At 58.5% G+C, this 15,917-nt stretch carries 15 protein-coding genes; 2 read left to right on the top strand and 13 right to left on the bottom strand.

Annotation, left to right across the window (positions count from 1 at the left end; genetic code table 11):
• Positions 1 to 12: 12 nt before the first annotated feature.
• From PSH88_RS01625 to PSH88_RS01600, 6 genes are all read right to left on the bottom strand, one after another.
• On the bottom strand, positions 13 to 1,155 hold the full coding sequence (locus tag PSH88_RS01625) for an ABC transporter ATP-binding protein (RefSeq protein WP_305424634.1): 1,143 nt from the start codon (positions 1,153 to 1,155) through the stop codon (positions 13 to 15).
• A gap of 61 nt (positions 1,156 to 1,216) precedes the next feature.
• Positions 1,217 to 2,314 (bottom strand): polyamine ABC transporter substrate-binding protein, encoded by a 1,098-nt coding sequence (locus PSH88_RS01620; RefSeq protein ID WP_305424633.1) that lies wholly within the window; start codon positions 2,312 to 2,314, stop codon positions 1,217 to 1,219.
• A gap of 241 nt (positions 2,315 to 2,555) precedes the next feature.
• On the bottom strand, positions 2,556 to 3,653 hold the full coding sequence (locus PSH88_RS01615; RefSeq protein ID WP_217857542.1) for a polyamine ABC transporter substrate-binding protein: 1,098 nt from the start codon (positions 3,651 to 3,653) through the stop codon (positions 2,556 to 2,558).
• A 182-nt stretch (positions 3,654 to 3,835) separates the two neighbouring features.
• Complete coding sequence (locus PSH88_RS01610; protein WP_253546336.1) at positions 3,836 to 5,200, bottom strand: aspartate aminotransferase family protein; 1,365 nt, start codon at positions 5,198 to 5,200, stop codon at positions 3,836 to 3,838.
• Between the two features lie 55 nt (positions 5,201 to 5,255).
• Positions 5,256 to 6,614, bottom strand: a complete 1,359-nt coding sequence (locus PSH88_RS01605) for a glutamine synthetase family protein (RefSeq protein ID WP_305424631.1) — start codon at positions 6,612 to 6,614, stop codon at positions 5,256 to 5,258.
• Between the two features lie 37 nt (positions 6,615 to 6,651).
• Positions 6,652 to 7,428, bottom strand: a complete 777-nt coding sequence (locus PSH88_RS01600) for a gamma-glutamyl-gamma-aminobutyrate hydrolase family protein (protein WP_305424630.1) — start codon at positions 7,426 to 7,428, stop codon at positions 6,652 to 6,654.
• Between the two features lie 278 nt (positions 7,429 to 7,706).
• On the opposite strand from PSH88_RS01600, the gene PSH88_RS01595 reads away from it, so the two are divergent.
• Both PSH88_RS01595 and PSH88_RS01590 read left to right on the top strand, forming a co-directional pair.
• Complete coding sequence (locus tag PSH88_RS01595) at positions 7,707 to 9,083, top strand: glutamine synthetase family protein (protein ID WP_007897683.1); 1,377 nt, start codon at positions 7,707 to 7,709, stop codon at positions 9,081 to 9,083.
• 264 nt (positions 9,084 to 9,347) lie between these two features.
• Positions 9,348 to 9,986 (top strand): TetR/AcrR family transcriptional regulator, encoded by a 639-nt coding sequence (locus PSH88_RS01590; protein ID WP_305424629.1) that lies wholly within the window; start codon positions 9,348 to 9,350, stop codon positions 9,984 to 9,986.
• 210 nt (positions 9,987 to 10,196) lie between these two features.
• On the opposite strand, the gene PSH88_RS01585 is transcribed toward PSH88_RS01590, so the two are convergent.
• The 7 genes from PSH88_RS01585 to PSH88_RS01555 all read right to left on the bottom strand — a co-directional run bounded on the left by PSH88_RS01585 (position 10,197) and on the right by PSH88_RS01555 (position 15,741).
• A complete protein-coding gene (locus tag PSH88_RS01585; RefSeq protein WP_003229256.1) occupies positions 10,197 to 10,412 on the bottom strand; it encodes a TOBE domain-containing protein in 216 nt (71 codons plus the stop codon).
• 34 nt (positions 10,413 to 10,446) lie between these two features.
• Positions 10,447 to 11,253, bottom strand: a complete 807-nt coding sequence (gene ssuB / locus PSH88_RS01580; protein ID WP_305424628.1) for an aliphatic sulfonates ABC transporter ATP-binding protein — start codon at positions 11,251 to 11,253, stop codon at positions 10,447 to 10,449.
• Positions 11,250 to 12,032 carry an aliphatic sulfonate ABC transporter permease SsuC gene (ssuC, locus tag PSH88_RS01575; RefSeq protein ID WP_305424627.1) on the bottom strand — a complete coding sequence of 261 codons (783 nt, stop codon included), beginning with the start codon at positions 12,030 to 12,032 and terminating at the stop codon, positions 11,250 to 11,252. The genes ssuB and ssuC overlap by 4 nt, the downstream gene beginning before the upstream one ends.
• A gap of 9 nt (positions 12,033 to 12,041) precedes the next feature.
• Positions 12,042 to 13,190 carry an FMNH2-dependent alkanesulfonate monooxygenase gene (gene ssuD, locus PSH88_RS01570; RefSeq protein WP_305424626.1) on the bottom strand — a complete coding sequence of 383 codons (1,149 nt, stop codon included), beginning with the start codon at positions 13,188 to 13,190 and terminating at the stop codon, positions 12,042 to 12,044.
• A gap of 25 nt (positions 13,191 to 13,215) precedes the next feature.
• On the bottom strand, positions 13,216 to 14,181 hold the full coding sequence (locus tag PSH88_RS01565; protein ID WP_305424624.1) for a sulfonate ABC transporter substrate-binding protein: 966 nt from the start codon (positions 14,179 to 14,181) through the stop codon (positions 13,216 to 13,218).
• 101 nt (positions 14,182 to 14,282) lie between these two features.
• Positions 14,283 to 14,876, bottom strand: a complete 594-nt coding sequence (gene ssuE, locus PSH88_RS01560; protein WP_305424623.1) for an NADPH-dependent FMN reductase — start codon at positions 14,874 to 14,876, stop codon at positions 14,283 to 14,285.
• Positions 14,877 to 15,102: 226 nt separating this feature from the next.
• Positions 15,103 to 15,741 (bottom strand): peroxiredoxin, encoded by a 639-nt coding sequence (locus PSH88_RS01555; RefSeq protein ID WP_305424622.1) that lies wholly within the window; start codon positions 15,739 to 15,741, stop codon positions 15,103 to 15,105.
• Positions 15,742 to 15,917: the final 176 nt, after the last annotated feature.

Here is a 15,917-nt window from a genome sequence, read left to right as displayed (position 1 = left end):
ATTTGCGCGTGTTCATGAGCGAAGCACCACGCCGCTGTCATCTTCCCACCACACGTAAACCTGGTCACCCCAGGTCGGGCGCTGGCCACGGCGCTCGGCGTTGGCGACGAAAGACTGGACGATCTTGCCGCTCGGCAGTTCGACGTAGAACACCGAGTGTCCACCGAGGTAGGCGATGTCATGCACTTTGCCGCTGGACCAATTGTATTCGCAGGTCGGCATGGTCGGTGTCACCAGCAGTTTTTCCGGACGGATCGCGTAGGTCACGGACTTGTCCTGCACCGAAGTGCTGATGCCGTGGCCCACATAAATCTGCCGGTCCAGGTCCTTGCAGGTGATGGTCGCGTGGCCTTCGGCGTCGTCGATCACTTCACCGTCGAAAATGTTGACGTTGCCGATGAATTCGCAGACCAGACGGCTGGTCGGGGTTTCGTAGATGTCGATCGGGCTGCCGATCTGGGCAATCCAGCCCAGGTGCATGATCGCGATGCGCTCGGCCATGGTCATGGCCTCTTCCTGGTCGTGGGTCACCATCACGCAGGTCACGCCGACCCGCTCAATGATCTCGACCAGTTCCAGCTGCATTTGCGAGCGCAGTTTCTTGTCCAGCGCGCCCATCGGTTCGTCGAGCAGCAACAGCTTCGGCCGCTTGGCCAAAGAACGCGCCAAGGCCACACGCTGACGCTGACCGCCGGACAATTGATGGGGTTTGCGCTTGGCGTACTGGCTCATCTGCACCAGCTTGAGCATCTCGGCCACGCGAGCGTCGACTTCAGCCGACGGAATCTTGTCCTGCTTGAGGCCGAAGGCGATGTTTTGCGCCACCGTCATGTGCGGGAACAGGGCGTAGGACTGGAACATCATGTTGATCGGCCGCTCGTACGGCGGCATGTCCGTGATGTCTACGCCATCGAGGAAAATGCGCCCCTCCGTGGGCCGTTCGAAACCTGCCAGCATCCGCAGCAAAGTGGATTTGCCCGAACCCGAGCCGCCGAGCAGGGCGAATATTTCGCCTTTCTTGATTTCCAGGGACACGTCGTCCACGGCAATCGTCTCGTCGAACTTTTTGGTGACCCGGTCGATTTTGACCAGCACCTGTTTAGGTGTCTGGTCGCCCTCGAGGGCTTTCTTATAGGCGCCGGAGGCAACTGCCATTTACGAAACTCCCAACAGAATTTGCAGTTCGCTCAACATGGCGAACCTGGATAGTTTGACGCTATTTGCCCGACTTGACCTTGGTCCAGCTGCGGGTCATCAAACGTTGAATATTCGGTGGTAACTCGGTGGAGACATACGTCTTGTCGAGGACCGCTTGTGGTGGATAAACCGATGCGTCGGTGCGTATCGACTGCTCCATCAGTTTGTCCGACCCGGGGTTCGGGTTGGCGTAGCCCACGGCATCGCTGACCTTGGCGATCACCTCAGGCTTGAGCAAATAGTTAATGAAGGCGTGGGCTTCTTTGGCGTTGGCCGCATCCTTGGGGATCGCCAGCATGTCGAACCAGAGCGCGCCGCCCTCTTTCGGAATCGAGTAGGCGATGTTCATGCCTTTGCCGGCTTCAGCCGCGCGCGCCTTGGCCTGGAACATATCGCCGGAAAAACCGATCGCCACGCAGATGTCACCGTTGGCCAGGTCTGCGATGTATTTGGACGAGTGGAAATACGTCACGTAAGGCCGCACCGCCAGCAACTTGGCTTCAGCCTTTTTGTAGTCTTCAGGGTTGGTGCTGTTGGCGTTCAGGCCCATATAGTTGAGGACCGTGGGCATCATTTCATCGGCGGAGTCGAGGAACGCCACGCCACAACTGTGCAGCTTCTTGATGTTCTGCGGCTCGAACACCACATCCCAGGAATCGATCTTGTCCAGGCCCAGCACTGCCTTGACCTTGTCGACGTTGTAACCGATGCCATTGGTGCCCCACAGATACGGTACGGCGTACTGATTGCCCGGATCGTTCTGCTCCAGGCGCTTGAGCAGCACCGGGTCGAGGTTGGAATAGTTGGTCAGCTTCGATTTATCGAGCTTCTGAAAAGCTCCGGCTTTGATCTGCTTGCCAAGGAAGTGGTTGGACGGCACGACCACGTCATAACCGGTACGCCCGGCCAGCAACTTGCCTTCCAGGGTTTCGTTGGAATCGAATACGTCATACACCGGCTTGATACCGGTTTCTTTCTGGAAGTCGGCCAGGGTGGTCTCACCGATGTAGTCCGACCAATTATAAATATGCACTGTGCCGGCGGCCTGAACACTGACAGCAAGTGTCAGCCCGGTGCCGACCAGCAGGGCATTGCGCAACAAAGAAAAAATAGGCAAGTGGAGGTCCTCTAAAATTAGTTGGGCCCAAGTTGCCCCGCGTTACATGACAGCCATGGCTGCCTGGCAACAAAACCGGCGCGCAACTTACCCTCGAAAAACCGTTCCAGCAAACTTTATGAAGATCCTGTAGCAGCTGCCGAAGGCTGCGTTAAGGTCCGAAGGACCTTCCCGCGTTTTCAACAGTACAACTGCTTCGCAGTTGGACGCAGCCTGCGGCAGCTGCTACAGGGTTTATTACTTATTTACCGGATTTGATCTTGGTCCAGCTGCGAGTCAGGATCCGCTGGGTCGCGGCCGGCAAGTCGGCAATCGCGTACAGCTTGGCCAACACTTCCGCTGGCGGGTAGATGCCTGGATCGCTGGTGATTTCTTTATCAACCAGTGCGGTAGACGCCGCGTTACCGTTCGGGAAACGCACGGCGTTGGTGATTTCAGCCATGATTTCCGGCTTCTGCAGGAAGGTCATGAACTTGTAGGCGCCTTCGACGTTTTCGGCATCTTTAGGGATGGCGACCATGTCGTAGAAGCTGCCGGCACCTTCTTTCGGAATGTTGTAGCTGACTTTCACCTTGTCACCGGCTTCAGCGGCGCGAGCCTTGGCCTGGTAGATGTCACCCGAGTAACCCACGGCGACGCAGATGTTGCCGTTGGCCAGGTCGGAGATGTACTTGGACGAGTGGAAGTAGCCCACCGAAGGACGAATCTTCAGGAACAGCGCTTCGGCTTCGGCCAGTTGTTTCTTGTCCTGGCTGTCGGTTGGATAGCCCAGGTAATGCAACGCCACCGGAATCATCTCGGTTGGCGAATCGAGGAAGCTGATACCGCACGACTTCAACTTGGCAGCGTTTTCAGGTTTGAACAGCAAGTCCCAGGAGTTGGTCGGCGCATCGGCACCCAGTGCAGCCTTGACCTTCTCGGCGTTGAAACCGATACCGATCGAGCCCCACATGTAAGGGAACGCGTGTTCGTTACCCGGGTCGCTCACCGATACCGCTTTGAGCAGGTCCGTGTTCAGGTTTTTCCAGTTAGGCAGCTTGGACTTGTCCAGCTTCTGGTAGACGCCGGCCTTGATCTGCTTGGCCAGGAAGTTGTTCGACGGCACGACGATGTCGTAGCCGGACTTGCCCGCCAGCAACTTGGCTTCAAGGGTTTCGTTACTGTCGAACACGTCGTAGACGACTTTGATACCCGACTCGGCTTCGAACTTCTTGACGGTATCCGGTGCGATGTAATCGGACCAGTTGTACACGTGCAGCACCTTGTCGTCCGCCTGAACGGCACCCGCCATCACGCCCATCAGGGACATGGCGAGGAGGGTCTTGCCAGCTATCTTCATACCTAATGCCTTCATGGGTAATGCTCCAATTTTTCTTTTTAACCACGTGCTCAGCGGCCTGTTACTGGGCATCCGAACAACCGTTAGTCTGGCAAGATCCAAGGCAGGCTTTCAAGGAAAGGCCCATCCTTTGTTTGCACTGAGCGAAGTGCAATCTTCGCACCTCGCTCAGAGCCTAGCACTTAGCCCTGCAACGCACTCAGGGTCAGGTCCAGACACTTGCGTGCCTTGGTCACCAACTCGTCGATTTCAGCCGGTGTAATCACCAGTGGCGGAGCAATGATCATGGTGTCGCCGACGGCGCGCATGATCAGGCCGTTTTCGAAGCAGAACGTGCGGCAGATCATGCCGACGCCCTTGCCTTCGTAACGTTTGCGGGTGGCTTTGTCCTGAACCAGTTCGATGGCCCCCAACAGACCGACCCCGCGCACTTCCCCCACCAACGGGTGATCGCTCAGCTCCCGTAGACGCTTCTGCAAATAAGGTGCCGTTTCTGTACGCACGCGCTCGACAATTTTCTCATCGCGCAAGATACGGATGTTTTCCAGCGCCACCGCAGCGGCCACCGGGTGCCCGGAATACGTGAAACCGTGGTTGAAATCACCGCCTTCGTTAAGCACCTCGACCACGTCGTCACGCACGATCAGGCCACCCATCGGGATGTAGCCGGAGGTCAGGCCTTTGGCGATGGTCATCATGTGGGGCTTGAGGTCGTAGAAATCGGTACCGAACCACTCACCGGTACGGCCGAAACCGCAGATCACTTCGTCGGCCACGAACAGAATGTCGTACTTGGCGAGGATTTCCTTGATGCGCGGCCAGTAGCTGTCTGGCGGAATGATCACGCCGCCGGCGCCCTGGATCGGCTCGGCAATAAAGGCACCGACGTTGTCGACGCCGACTTCGAGGATTTTCTCTTCCAGCTGATTGGCCGCCCAGATACCGAACTCGTTCGGCGTCATGTCGCCGCCTTCGCCGAACCAGTACGGCTGGGCAATGTGGACAATGCCCGGGATCGGCAAGTCGCCCTGTTCGTGCATGTACGTCATGCCGCCCAGGCTCGCGCCGGCCACGGTGGAACCGTGATAGCCGTTCTTGCGACTGATGATGACTTTCTTCTTCGGCTGGCCCTTGATCGCCCAGTAGTGGCGAACCATCCGCAGCATGGTGTCGTTGCCTTCGGAACCGGAACCGGTGAAGAACACGTGATTCATGCCTTCAGGCGCAACGTCGGCAATGACCTTGGCCAACTCCAGCACCGGCGGGTGAGCCGTCTGGAAGAACAGGTTGTAATAAGGCAGTTCGCGCATCTGTTTGCTGGCGGCATCGGCCAGCTCATCGCGACCGTAGCCGATCGCGACGCACCACAGGCCGGCCATACCGTCGAGGATCTTGTTGCCTTCGCTGTCCCAGAGGTAAACACCCTTGGCATTGGTAATGATTCGTGGGCCTTTCTCTTTCAGCTGCTTGAAGTCGCTGAACGGGGCCAGGTGGTGATCGCTGCTCAGGGCTTGCCATTCACGGGTTTGCGGGTTGTTGCTGGTCATGCGAATTCTCCTAAGATTCGAGTGGAGGGCGCCGCCAAGCGCAGCGCCCGGCGCATCAGACGGCGAAGAGCAGGAATTCCCGCTCCCACGAACTGATCACGCGCTTGAAGTTTTCATGCTCGGCCCGCTTGACCGCGATGTAGCCCGTGATGAATTTCTTGCCCAGGTACTTTTCGATGGTCTTGCTGTTTTCCATGCGATCCAGGGCGTCTTCAATCGTCAGTGGCAGGCGCAGGTTGCGCCGCTCGTAACCACGACCCACGACCGGAGCACTCGGGTTATGCCCTTCGACCATGCCGATAAAGCCGCACAACAGGCTGGCGGCGATGGCCAGGTAAGGGTTGGCATCGGCGCCCGGCAGACGGTTTTCCACCCGACGATTCTGCGGCCCGGCATCCGGAACCCGCAGGCCCACGGTGCGGTTCTCTTCGCCCCACTCCACGTTCACCGGTGCCGAGGTATCCGGCAGGAAGCGGCGGAACGAATTGACGTTGGGGGCGAACAACGGCAGCAACTCAGGAATGAACTTCTGCAAACCGCCGATGTGATTGAGAAACAGCTGGCTCATGGTCCCGTCTTCATTGGAGAAGACGTTTTTGCCGGTCTCGATGTCGATGATGCTCTGGTGCAAGTGCATGGCACTGCCCGGCTCGCCGGTCATGGGCTTGGCCATGAAGGTCGCCGCCACGTTGTGCTTGAGCGCGGCTTCACGCATGGTGCGTTTGAACACCAGAATCTGGTCGGCCAAAGACAGGGCATCGCCATGACGGAAGTTGATTTCCATCTGCGCGGTGCCGTCCTCGTGGATCAGCGTGTCGAGGTCCAGTTCTTGCAGTTCGCACCAGTCGTAGACGTCTTCGAACAACGGATCGAATTCGTTCGCCGCTTCAATCGAGAACGACTGGCGACCGGTTTCCGGACGACCGGAGCGGCCGATCGGCGGTTGCAGCGGGTAATCCGGGTCATCGCTGCGCTTGGTGAGATAGAACTCCATTTCCGGCGCCACGATCGGCTGCCAGCCGTGGTCGGCGTAGAGTTTCAGCACCTTTTTGAGCACGTTGCGCGGCGACAGCTCGATCGGATTGCCCTGCTTGTCGTAGGTGTCGTGGATCACTTGGGCGGTGGGCTCGATGGCCCAGGGCACCAGAAACACCGCGTTCTGGTCGGGGCGGCAGATCATGTCGATGTCGGCCGGGTCGAGCAATTCGTAATAGATGTCGTCTTCGACGTAGTCGCCGGTGACGGTCTGCAACAGAACGCTTTCGGGCAGGCGCATGCCTTTTTCGGCAATGAACTTGTTGGTCGGCGAAATCTTGCCCCGGGTGATGCCGGTCAGGTCGCCAATCATGCATTCGACTTCTGTGATCTTGTGGTCTTTCAACCAATCGGTGAGCTGGTCGAGGTTGTTACTCATAAATGCCTCTTAGGCTGAGTTTCCTGACTCTTATAAGTCAGGCGTTGTTTGACGCATCGGCGTCGCGTTGTAGAGCATGCTTGCGGCAGGCATCGCCAAATGCCTGGAAAATCGCAAGGTAGTCATGATTCAAGCTTACCTGCCATTCGGGATGCCATTGCACACCCAAGGCAAAAGCCTTGCTTTCGATAACAGAGACGGCTTCGATCAACCCGTCGGGCGCCACCGCTTCCACACGCAGGCCCGGCGCCAGTCGTTCGACGCCCTGACCGTGAATGGAATTGACATTAATCTCTCTCGCCAGCCCGAGACCTGCAAGTACCCCGCCCGGTTGGACGCGCACCGAGTGACTTGGAGCGTACTGCCCTTCCAGCGGAAGGCTGTCATCTTCACGGTGGTCCATGTATGGACCGGCCTCGTGAACCTTCTGATGCAGACTGCCGCCGAACGCCACATTCATTTCCTGGAAGCCGCGGCAAATGCCAAGCACGGGAACACCGGCCTCGACAGCGGCGCGGATCAGCGGGAGAGTGGTGGCATCGCGTGCAGAATCATGAGCAGTACCTGGCGCACTGGCCGGGCCGTTGTAGTGAAACGGTTCTATATTAGAAGGAGAGCCTGTAAAGAGAATGCCGTCCAGAGCGTCCAGAATTTCGGACGGCGCCAGTTGATCCGCCAGGGATGGAAGAATCAACGGCAGGCCCTTGGCAGCTGAAGCCACGGCGCGTACGTATTTGTCGCCACTGATGTGATAAGCATGCAGACCGATCTGCTTTGAGCAGGCGGTGACGCCGATTAACGGCAGGCGAGACATGAAGCACCCCGGTATTATTGCTGTTATGGGTTTAAATCGAGCTTAGCCTTGTTCATTTTTTTACACAACACCCCCGTAAAAAATACAACACGGCCCGCTCAAGCTCGCGGGCGCCAAGAGGGCCGAAAGCCAAAAAACGCCCCAAAGTGCCTCAAAAAAGCCTCGCCAGTGCTTTTTTAGGGCAAAAAAGGCCTCGCTTGACTTCGGCATGCCGTTCGGGTTGACTGGAATCCGAAGAGATCAATGATTGATATTTTTAACAACAAAGGTGTTGCATCATGTCGGTACCCCCGCGTGCCGTTCAGCTTAACGAAGCGAACGCGTTCCTTAAGGAACATCCTGAGGTTCTGTACGTTGACCTTCTGATTGCGGATATGAATGGTGTGGTGCGCGGCAAGCGCATTGAACGCACCAGCCTCCACAAGGTTTACGAGAAAGGCATCAACCTGCCGGCCTCTCTATTTGCTCTGGATATCAATGGCTCGACGGTGGAAAGCACCGGCCTGGGCCTGGACATCGGCGATGCTGACCGAATCTGCTATCCAATTCCCGACACCCTGTGCAATGAGCCCTGGCAGAAGCGCCCGACCGCGCAGCTGTTGATGACCATGCACGAACTCGAAGGTGATCCTTTCTTCGCCGACCCGCGCGAAGTCCTGCGACAAGTCGTCGCAAAGTTTGACGAGATGGGCCTGACTATCTGCGCCGCGTTCGAACTGGAGTTCTACCTGATCGACCAGGAGAACGTGAACGGTCGCCCGCAACCACCGCGCTCGCCGATTTCCGGCAAACGCCCACACTCGACACAGGTCTACCTGATCGACGACCTCGACGAATACGTCGACTGCCTCCAGGACATTCTGGAAGGTGCGAAAGAGCAAGGCATCCCTGCCGACGCAATCGTCAAGGAAAGTGCCCCGGCGCAGTTCGAAGTGAACCTGCACCACGTGGCCGACCCGATCAAGGCCTGCGACTATGCGGTCCTGCTCAAGCGTCTGATCAAAAACATCGCCTACGACCATGAGATGGACACCACCTTCATGGCCAAGCCTTACCCAGGCCAGGCGGGTAATGGTCTGCACGTCCACATCTCGATTCTTGATAAAGATGGCAAAAACATTTTTGCCAGCGAGGATCCCGAGCAGAACGCCGCACTGCGTCACGCGATCGGCGGTGTGCTCGAGACCCTGCCGGCGCAGATGGCTTTCCTCTGCCCGAACGTCAACTCCTACCGTCGTTTCGGCGCACAGTTCTACGTGCCGAACTCGCCGTGCTGGGGCCTGGACAACCGCACCGTGGCCATCCGCGTACCGACCGGTTCCTCCGATGCCGTACGCATCGAACACCGTGTAGCCGGCGCCGACGCCAACCCGTACCTGTTGATGGCTTCGGTTTTGGCCGGTGTGCATCACGGCCTGACCAACAAGATCGAGCCGGGCGCGCCCGTGGAAGGCAACTCCTACGAGCAGAACGAGCAAAGCCTGCCAAACAACTTGCGTGATGCATTGCGCGAGCTGGACGACAGCGAAGTCATGGCCAAGTACATCGATCCGAAATACATCGATATCTTCGTGGCCTGTAAAGAGAGCGAGCTGGAGGAGTTCGAACACTCCATCTCCGACCTCGAGTACAACTGGTACCTGCATACCGTGTAAGCGGTTGAAGTAAAAAAACAGCGCCGCCGGCTATTGAAGCCTGCGGCGTTTTTTTATGGCCAACATCAAACCTGTGGTGAGGGAGCTTGCTCCCGCTGGGTCGCGAAGCGGCCCCAAAACAGCCATTGAGGTGTGTCTGACAGAACCGTATCGCTGTTACAGGGAGTCCTTCGGACTCCAACGGGAGCAAGCTCCCTCGTCACAGGGGATATGGAACATCTGCCCGCTCTGCGTACAATGCCCGCTGCCCTGCAGGAGACTTCAATGACGCGCACCGCCACCCTTCGCAAACCCCGCGCCCGCAGCCAGGCCCGGATCGATTCGATACTCGATGCCGCCCGCACGCTGCTGGCCGCCGAGGGCGTGGCCAGCCTGTCGATCTACAGCGTCGCCGAACGCGCGGAGATCCCGCCCTCCTCCGTCTACCATTTTTTCGCCAGCGTCCCGGCCCTGCTTGAAGCCCTGACCGCCGACGTCCACGCCGCGTTCCGCGCCTGCCTGCAAGCGCCAATCGACCACAACGCTCTCAACGGCTGGCGCGACCTGTCGCGACTGGTGGAACAACGCATGCTCGCCATCTACGACGAAGACGCCGCCGCCCGCCAATTGATCCTTGCCCAGCATGGCCTGACCGAAGTCACCCAGGCCGACCGCCAGCACGACATCGAACTTGGCGACCTGATGCATAAACTGTTCGACCACCATTTCGAACTGCCGACGCTACCAAGTGATGTCGATGTGTTTGCGCTGGCCATGGAGCTGGGGGACCGGGTGTATGCTCGCTCGGTGCAGCAGCATGGGCAGATCACGCCGCGTATGGCTGAGGAGGGGATGCGGGTGTTTGATGCTTATCTGGGGCTTTATCTGCCGCCATATTTGCCCAAGCGCATTCACTCAATCTGACTGCGGCGGCGGTCACGCTGGCCTCATCGCGGGCAAGCCCGCTCCCACAAAAATCTCCAGCGAACACAGATTTTGTGAGTGACAAATAAACCTGTGGGAGCGGCGGTGCGGCGATCCGACTTGCCCGCGATGGCTACACCACTGAGTTCAAGACATGCGCAAAAACCCCGAAGGGCTAACACCCTCCAGGGTTGTAGTTTGCGCACACGCTTACAACTTGGCGATCGATACCTCGGTGGATTTCACAAACGCGATCACTTCACTGCCGACCACCAGTTCCAGCTCTTTCACCGAGCGGGTGGTAATCACCGACGTGACGATGCCGGAGGCAGTTTGCACGTCGATTTCCGACAGCACGTCACCCAGCACGATTTCCTTGATCGAGCCTTTGAACTGGTTACGAACGTTGATGGCTTTGATAGTCATGATGTTGATTCCTGTCGTTGGATGAATCTTCAAGTTATTGAGCCCAACGCAATTGCGTAGGCAGTGGTGAAACAGGTTCCGGTTCCGGCGGTTGGCCAGGCAGAGACAGCACGCGGTTGAGCACTTCGGTTTCCAGCGCCGCCAGCCGATGGGAGCCACGGACCCGAGGGCGCGGCAGTTCCACAGGCAGGTCGAGGCCAACTTCGCCCTCTTCAATCAGGATCACCCGATCGGCAATCGCCACCGCTTCGCTGACGTCGTGAGTCACCAGCAACACGGTGAAGCCATGCTGTTGCCAGAGCCGTTCGATCAGTTGCTGCATTTCGATTCGGGTCAGGGCATCCAGTGCGCCCAGAGGTTCGTCGAGCAACAGCAAGCGCGGTTGATGGATCAACGCGCGAGCCAGGGCCACACGCTGCTTCTGCCCGCCAGATAACGCTGCCGGCCATTCATTGGCGCGATCCGCCAGACCGACCGTTTCAAGGGCTTCCAGCGCTTGCGGCCGCCAGTTGCCCTTGAGCCCGAGACCGACGTTGTCGATGATCTTTTTCCACGGCAGCAGACGTGCTTCCTGGAACATCAGCCGAGTGTCTTCCCGCGCATCACTCAGTGGCGCTGCGCCGGCGAGCAACTCGCCAGCCGTGGGTTTGTCGAGACCAGCGAGCAAGCGCAACAAGGTACTTTTGCCGCAACCGCTACGCCCGACCACCGCCACAAACTGCCCGGCCGGAATGTGCAGGTCGATTTCACGCAGCACCTGCCGTGAACCGAAGGTCTTTTGCAGCTTGCGCACCACCAGCGCAATACCGCGCAGCAGGCGTGGAGGTTGTTGAGCCGTCATGCAGCACCTCCCTTGGCAACCTGATAAGCCGGATGCCAGCGCAGCCACACGCGTTCCAGCCCGCGCGCCGCAAGGTCGGCCAGCTTGCCGAGCACCGCGTACAAAAGAATCGCCAGCACCACCACGTCGGTCTGCAAAAACTCCCGGGCATTCATCGCCAGGTAGCCGATGCCGGCGCTGGCGGAAATGGTTTCGGCGACGATCAATGTCAGCCACATGAAGCCCAGGGCAAAACGCACACCCACCAAAATCGACGGCAGCGCACCCGGCAGGATTACCTGACGAAACAGGCTGAAACCGGACAAACCATAACTGCGGGACATTTCCACCAGCGCCGGATCGACGTTGCGGATGCCGTGATACGTGTTGAGGTAGATCGGGAACAACGTGCCCAGCGCCACCAGAAAAATCTTCGCCGACTCGTCGATGCCGAACCACAGGATCACCAGCGGGATCAGCGCCAGGTGCGGCACGTTGCGGATCATCTGCACCGAACTGTCGAGCAGGCGTTCGCCCCATTTCGACAAGCCGGTGATGAAACCCAAGGTCAGACCGATGCCGCCGCCAATGGCGAAACCGAGCGCCGCGCGCCAGCCGCTGATGGCCAGGTGAGTCCAGATTTCACCGCTGCTGACCAGGCTCACACCGGCCTCGATCACCGCGATCGGCGCCGGCAGAATCCGCGTCGACAACCAGCCCGCCGACACCGACAACTGCCATACCGCCAGCAACAAGACCGGCAACGCCCAAGGCGCGAGGTTGTGGATGATTTTCTTCATGGCGACGCCTCAGCTCTGGGACGCGGCTTTAGGAAGAATGTCGTTGGCCACCATCTCGCCGAACGGGCTGACGTAGTTGGCGCCTTTGGGCAGTTCCGGGCGCTCGATGTCCAGATGCGGGAACAACAACTCGGCCACCCGATAGGACTCTTCCAGGTGTGGATAACCGGAGAAGATGAACGTGTCGATGCCCAGGTCCGCGTATTCCTTCACCCGAGCGGCCACGGTCGGACCGTCGCCGACCAGCGCCGTACCGGCCCCGCCGCGCACCAGACCGACACCGGCCCAGAGGTTGGGGCTGACTTCCAGATGGTCGCGACTGCCGCCATGCAAGGCGGCCATGCGTTGCTGGCCGACCGAATCGAAACGCGCCAGAGACGCCTGGGCACGGGCGATGATGTCATCGTCCAGATGCGAGATCAGTCGATCCGCCGCTTGCCATGCCTCGGCATTGGTTTCACGAACGATCACATGCAAGCGAATACCGAAGCGCACGGTACGGCCAAGCTTCGCGGCTTTGGCGCGAACCTGCTCGATTTTTTCTGCCACGGCGGCCGGTGGCTCGCCCCAGGTCAGGACCATTTCGACCTGTTCTGCCGCGAGGTCTTGCGCGGCTTCCGACGAGCCGCCGAAATACAGCGGCGGACGCGGTTGCTGGATCGGCGGATAGAGCAATTTGGCACCCTTCACGCTGATGTGCTGACCGTCGTAATCGACGGTTTCACCTTCCAGCACCCGGCGCCAGATGCGAGTGAATTCAACCGAGGCCTGATAGCGTTCTTCGTGACTGAGGAACAAACCATCACCGGCCAGCTCTTCCGGATCGCCACCGGTGACCAGGTTGAACAGCGCACGACCGCCGGACAGACGATCCAGCGTCGCGGCCTGACGCGCCGCCACCGTCGGGGAAATGATCCCGGGGCGCAGGGCGACAAGGAATTTCAAACGCTGGGTCACCGGGATCAGCGACGCGGCCACCAGCCACGAGTCTTCGCAGGAGCGACCGGTGGGAATCAGCACCCCGCCAAAGCCCAGACGATCCGCGGCTTGCGCGACCTGTTGCAAGTAACCGTGGTCGACGGCGCGAGCGCCTTTGGCGGTGCCAAGGTAATGGCCGTCGCCGTGGGTAGGCAGGAACCAGAAAATATTGAGGCTCATGGAGTGGTCTCCTTGGGAAGTCGAATTACGGCGCTTTGGCTACGGCCGCCGGGGGCGTCCAGATCACGTCTTTGATGCTCAAGGGTTTGGGAATCAGCTTGAGCTGGTAGAAGCTGTCGGCGATTTTTTGCTGGGCAGCGACTACTTCCGGCGTAAGGAACAGCGCGCCGTAACCCTGGCGTTTCACCGAGGTCAGGGTGATGTCCGCTGGCAGGCCGAGCAGTGGCGAAACTTGCTGGGTCACGTCCTCGGGATTGGCCTTGGACCATTCGCCGATCGCGCGTACTTCTTCCACCAGAGCCTTGATCACTTCAGGATTTTTCTGCGCGTAAGGTTGGGTCGCCAGGTAGAACTGGTGGTTGTCGACGAGGCCTTTGCCATCGCGCAGGGTGCGTGCTTGCAGTTGCTGTTCGGCGGCGGCCTGGTACGGGTCCCAGATCACCCAGGCATCGACACTGCCACGCTCGAACGCCGCGCGGGCATCGGCGGGCGGCAGGAAGACGGTCTGGATGTCGCTGTATTTGAGGCCGGCGTCTTCAAGCGCACGCACCAACAGGTAGTGCACGTTGGAGCCTTTGTTGAGCACGACTTTCTTGCCCTTGAGTTCCTGCACCGATTTGATCGGCGAGTCCTTCGGCACCAGGATCGCTTCGCTGTGGGGCGCTGGCGGCTCATAGGCAACGTAGAGCAGATCGGCGCCAGCGGCCTGAGCGAACACGGGCGGCGTTTCACCGGTGACGCCAAAGTCGATGGAGCCCACGTTCAGGCCTTCGAGCAGTTGCGGGCCACCGGGGAATTCAGTCCATTGCACGTCCACGCCTTGGGCGGCGAGGCGTTTTTCGAGGGTGCCTTTGGCTTTGAGCAGCACCAAAGTGCCGTACTTCTGATAACCGATCCGGAGGGTCTCGGCTTGAGCTTGAGTAATGGCGCCGAAGGTAACAGCCGCAGCAAACAGAGCGACCAGACCACGACGCAAAATGACAGTGCGCATAGCGCTCTCCTTTTTGCAGTTGGGTTTTGGCTGCACCTGCTTGGCCGTTAGCGGCTGAGTAAGGTGAGTACTTCAAATTCAGGTGTGGCTTGAGTGCTGGCTTAAATGCTCCAGCGAGCACTCAGCAAACGTTCGTTCAACAGGTTCGGATCGAGCGGCTTGGGCCGACGAGCCATGGCGCTGAAAAACTGCTCCAGCGCTTCAAACAATCGTTGCGCAAGCTCCGGCGCCAACTGCGCCTGGGCGCTGCCTTCGCCGTAAGCGATCTGGCTGTCCACGGCGAAAATCCCCTGCAGCATTTCCTGGGCTTTCAACGCCGACAGCACCGGTTTGAGCGCGTAATCCACTGCCAGCATGTGAGCGATGCTGCCGCCGGTAGCCATTGGCAAAACCACCTTGTGGCTCAGGGCACGTTCGGGCAGCAGATCGAGTAGGGTTTTCAACGCACCGGAGAACGACGCTTTGTAAACCGGCGTGGCGATCAACAAGCCATCGGCGTTTTCAATCTGTTGCAACAGGTCGATCACTTTCGGGCTGTCGAAGCGGGCATGCAGCAAATCTTCGGCCGAGAAGTCCCGCACCTGATAACTCACCACTTCCACCCCTTGCTCTTGCAACCAGCGTTGGGAGCGCTCCAGCAGCACCCCGGAACGGGAGCGTGGGCTGGGACTGCCACCGAGTGAGACGACCAGCATTCAGACAATTCCTTGAGCGGCTTGGCGATTCGCGGCTTGCGATCTCGCGTTGATGGCGTGACCTTAACAGCTGATTTATATATCCATAAATCATATTTATTCATTTAGTTATACTTTAAACGAATATGAAAATTGTCTTTTTCCGGGCAAAAAAACAGGCCGTCGAAACGGCCCGAAATCCCCTGCTTTGGTAGATGCTCCCCGCCCCTGTAGGAGCGGTTTTCAATCAACGATTCGGTTGCGGCGTCAGACGCAAATACGGTTTCACCGCGCGATAACCCTTGGGAAAACGTCGTTTGATTTCATCTTCGTCCTTGAGCGACGGCACGATCACCACTTCATCACCATCCTGCCAGTTGGCCGGAGTAGCCACCTTGTAGTTGTCAGTGAGCTGCAGCGAATCGATCACCCGCAAAATTTCATTGAAGTTACGGCCAGTACTCGCCGGGTAAGTGATTGTCAGCCGAATCTTCTTGTTCGGATCGATCACGAACAGCGAGCGCACGGTCAGGGTGTCGTTGGCATTTGGGTGGATCAGGTCGTACAGGTCGGACACTTTGCGGTCCGCATCGGCGAGGATCGGGAAGTTGACGATGGCGTTCTGGGTTTCATTGATGTCCTCGATCCACTTGTGGTGCGAGTCCACCGGGTCGACCGAAAGAGCAATGGCTTTGACGCCGCGTTGAGCGAATTCATCCTTGAGCCTGGCGGTGAAACCCAGCTCGGTGGTGCACACCGGCGTGAAGTCCGCCGGGTGGGAAAACAACACGCCCCAGCTATCGCCCAGCCATTCGTGGAAACGGAGGGTGCCGGCGCTGGAATCCTGCTCGAAGTCGGGGGCGATATCGCCAAGTCTGAGGCTCATGGTGCTGCTCCTGATGAGTGCTTGTTGAGCTCAACTGTGCCTGCGTTCATTAGAGATTAAAAAGAATAAATATCGATTTATTTAGATCATAAGTGAATATTAAATATCTGTTCACTGGACCTGAATGCACATGAGGACGAACATCGCCGACAAGGTTCGAGAAGGCCTTGAGTTGC

The sequence above is a fragment of the Pseudomonas wuhanensis genome, from assembly GCF_030687395.1.
GTDB classification, from domain to species: Bacteria; Pseudomonadota; Gammaproteobacteria; order Pseudomonadales; family Pseudomonadaceae; genus Aquipseudomonas; species Aquipseudomonas wuhanensis.
This window is presented reverse-complemented; position numbering and strand designations above follow the sequence as displayed.

Bases quoted from the DNA above. Each gene is read 5' to 3' on its own strand.
- PSH88_RS01625 (WP_305424634.1), bottom strand. From the start codon at position 1,155: ATGGCAGTTGCCTCCGGCGCCTATAAGAAAGCCCTCGAGGGCGACCAG.
- PSH88_RS01615 (WP_217857542.1), bottom strand. From the start codon at position 3,653: ATGAAGATAGCTGGCAAGACCCTCCTCGCCATGTCCCTGATGGGCGTG.
- PSH88_RS01610 (WP_253546336.1), bottom strand. From the start codon at position 5,200: ATGACCAGCAACAACCCGCAAACCCGTGAATGGCAAGCCCTGAGCAGC.
- PSH88_RS01605 (WP_305424631.1), bottom strand. From the start codon at position 6,614: ATGAGTAACAACCTCGACCAGCTCACCGATTGGTTGAAAGACCACAAG.
- PSH88_RS01600 (WP_305424630.1), bottom strand. From the start codon at position 7,428: ATGTCTCGCCTGCCGTTAATCGGCGTCACCGCCTGCTCAAAGCAGATC.
- PSH88_RS01595 (WP_007897683.1), top strand. From the start codon at position 7,707: ATGTCGGTACCCCCGCGTGCCGTTCAGCTTAACGAAGCGAACGCGTTC.
- PSH88_RS01590 (WP_305424629.1), top strand. From the start codon at position 9,348: ATGACGCGCACCGCCACCCTTCGCAAACCCCGCGCCCGCAGCCAGGCC.
- PSH88_RS01585 (WP_003229256.1), bottom strand. From the start codon at position 10,412: ATGACTATCAAAGCCATCAACGTTCGTAACCAGTTCAAAGGCTCGATC.
- ssuB (WP_305424628.1), bottom strand. From the start codon at position 11,253: ATGACGGCTCAACAACCTCCACGCCTGCTGCGCGGTATTGCGCTGGTG.
- ssuC (WP_305424627.1), bottom strand. From the start codon at position 12,032: ATGAAGAAAATCATCCACAACCTCGCGCCTTGGGCGTTGCCGGTCTTG.
- ssuD (WP_305424626.1), bottom strand. From the start codon at position 13,190: ATGAGCCTCAATATTTTCTGGTTCCTGCCTACCCACGGCGACGGCCAT.
- PSH88_RS01565 (WP_305424624.1), bottom strand. From the start codon at position 14,181: ATGCGCACTGTCATTTTGCGTCGTGGTCTGGTCGCTCTGTTTGCTGCG.
- ssuE (WP_305424623.1), bottom strand. From the start codon at position 14,876: ATGCTGGTCGTCTCACTCGGTGGCAGTCCCAGCCCACGCTCCCGTTCC.
- PSH88_RS01555 (WP_305424622.1), bottom strand. From the start codon at position 15,741: ATGAGCCTCAGACTTGGCGATATCGCCCCCGACTTCGAGCAGGATTCC.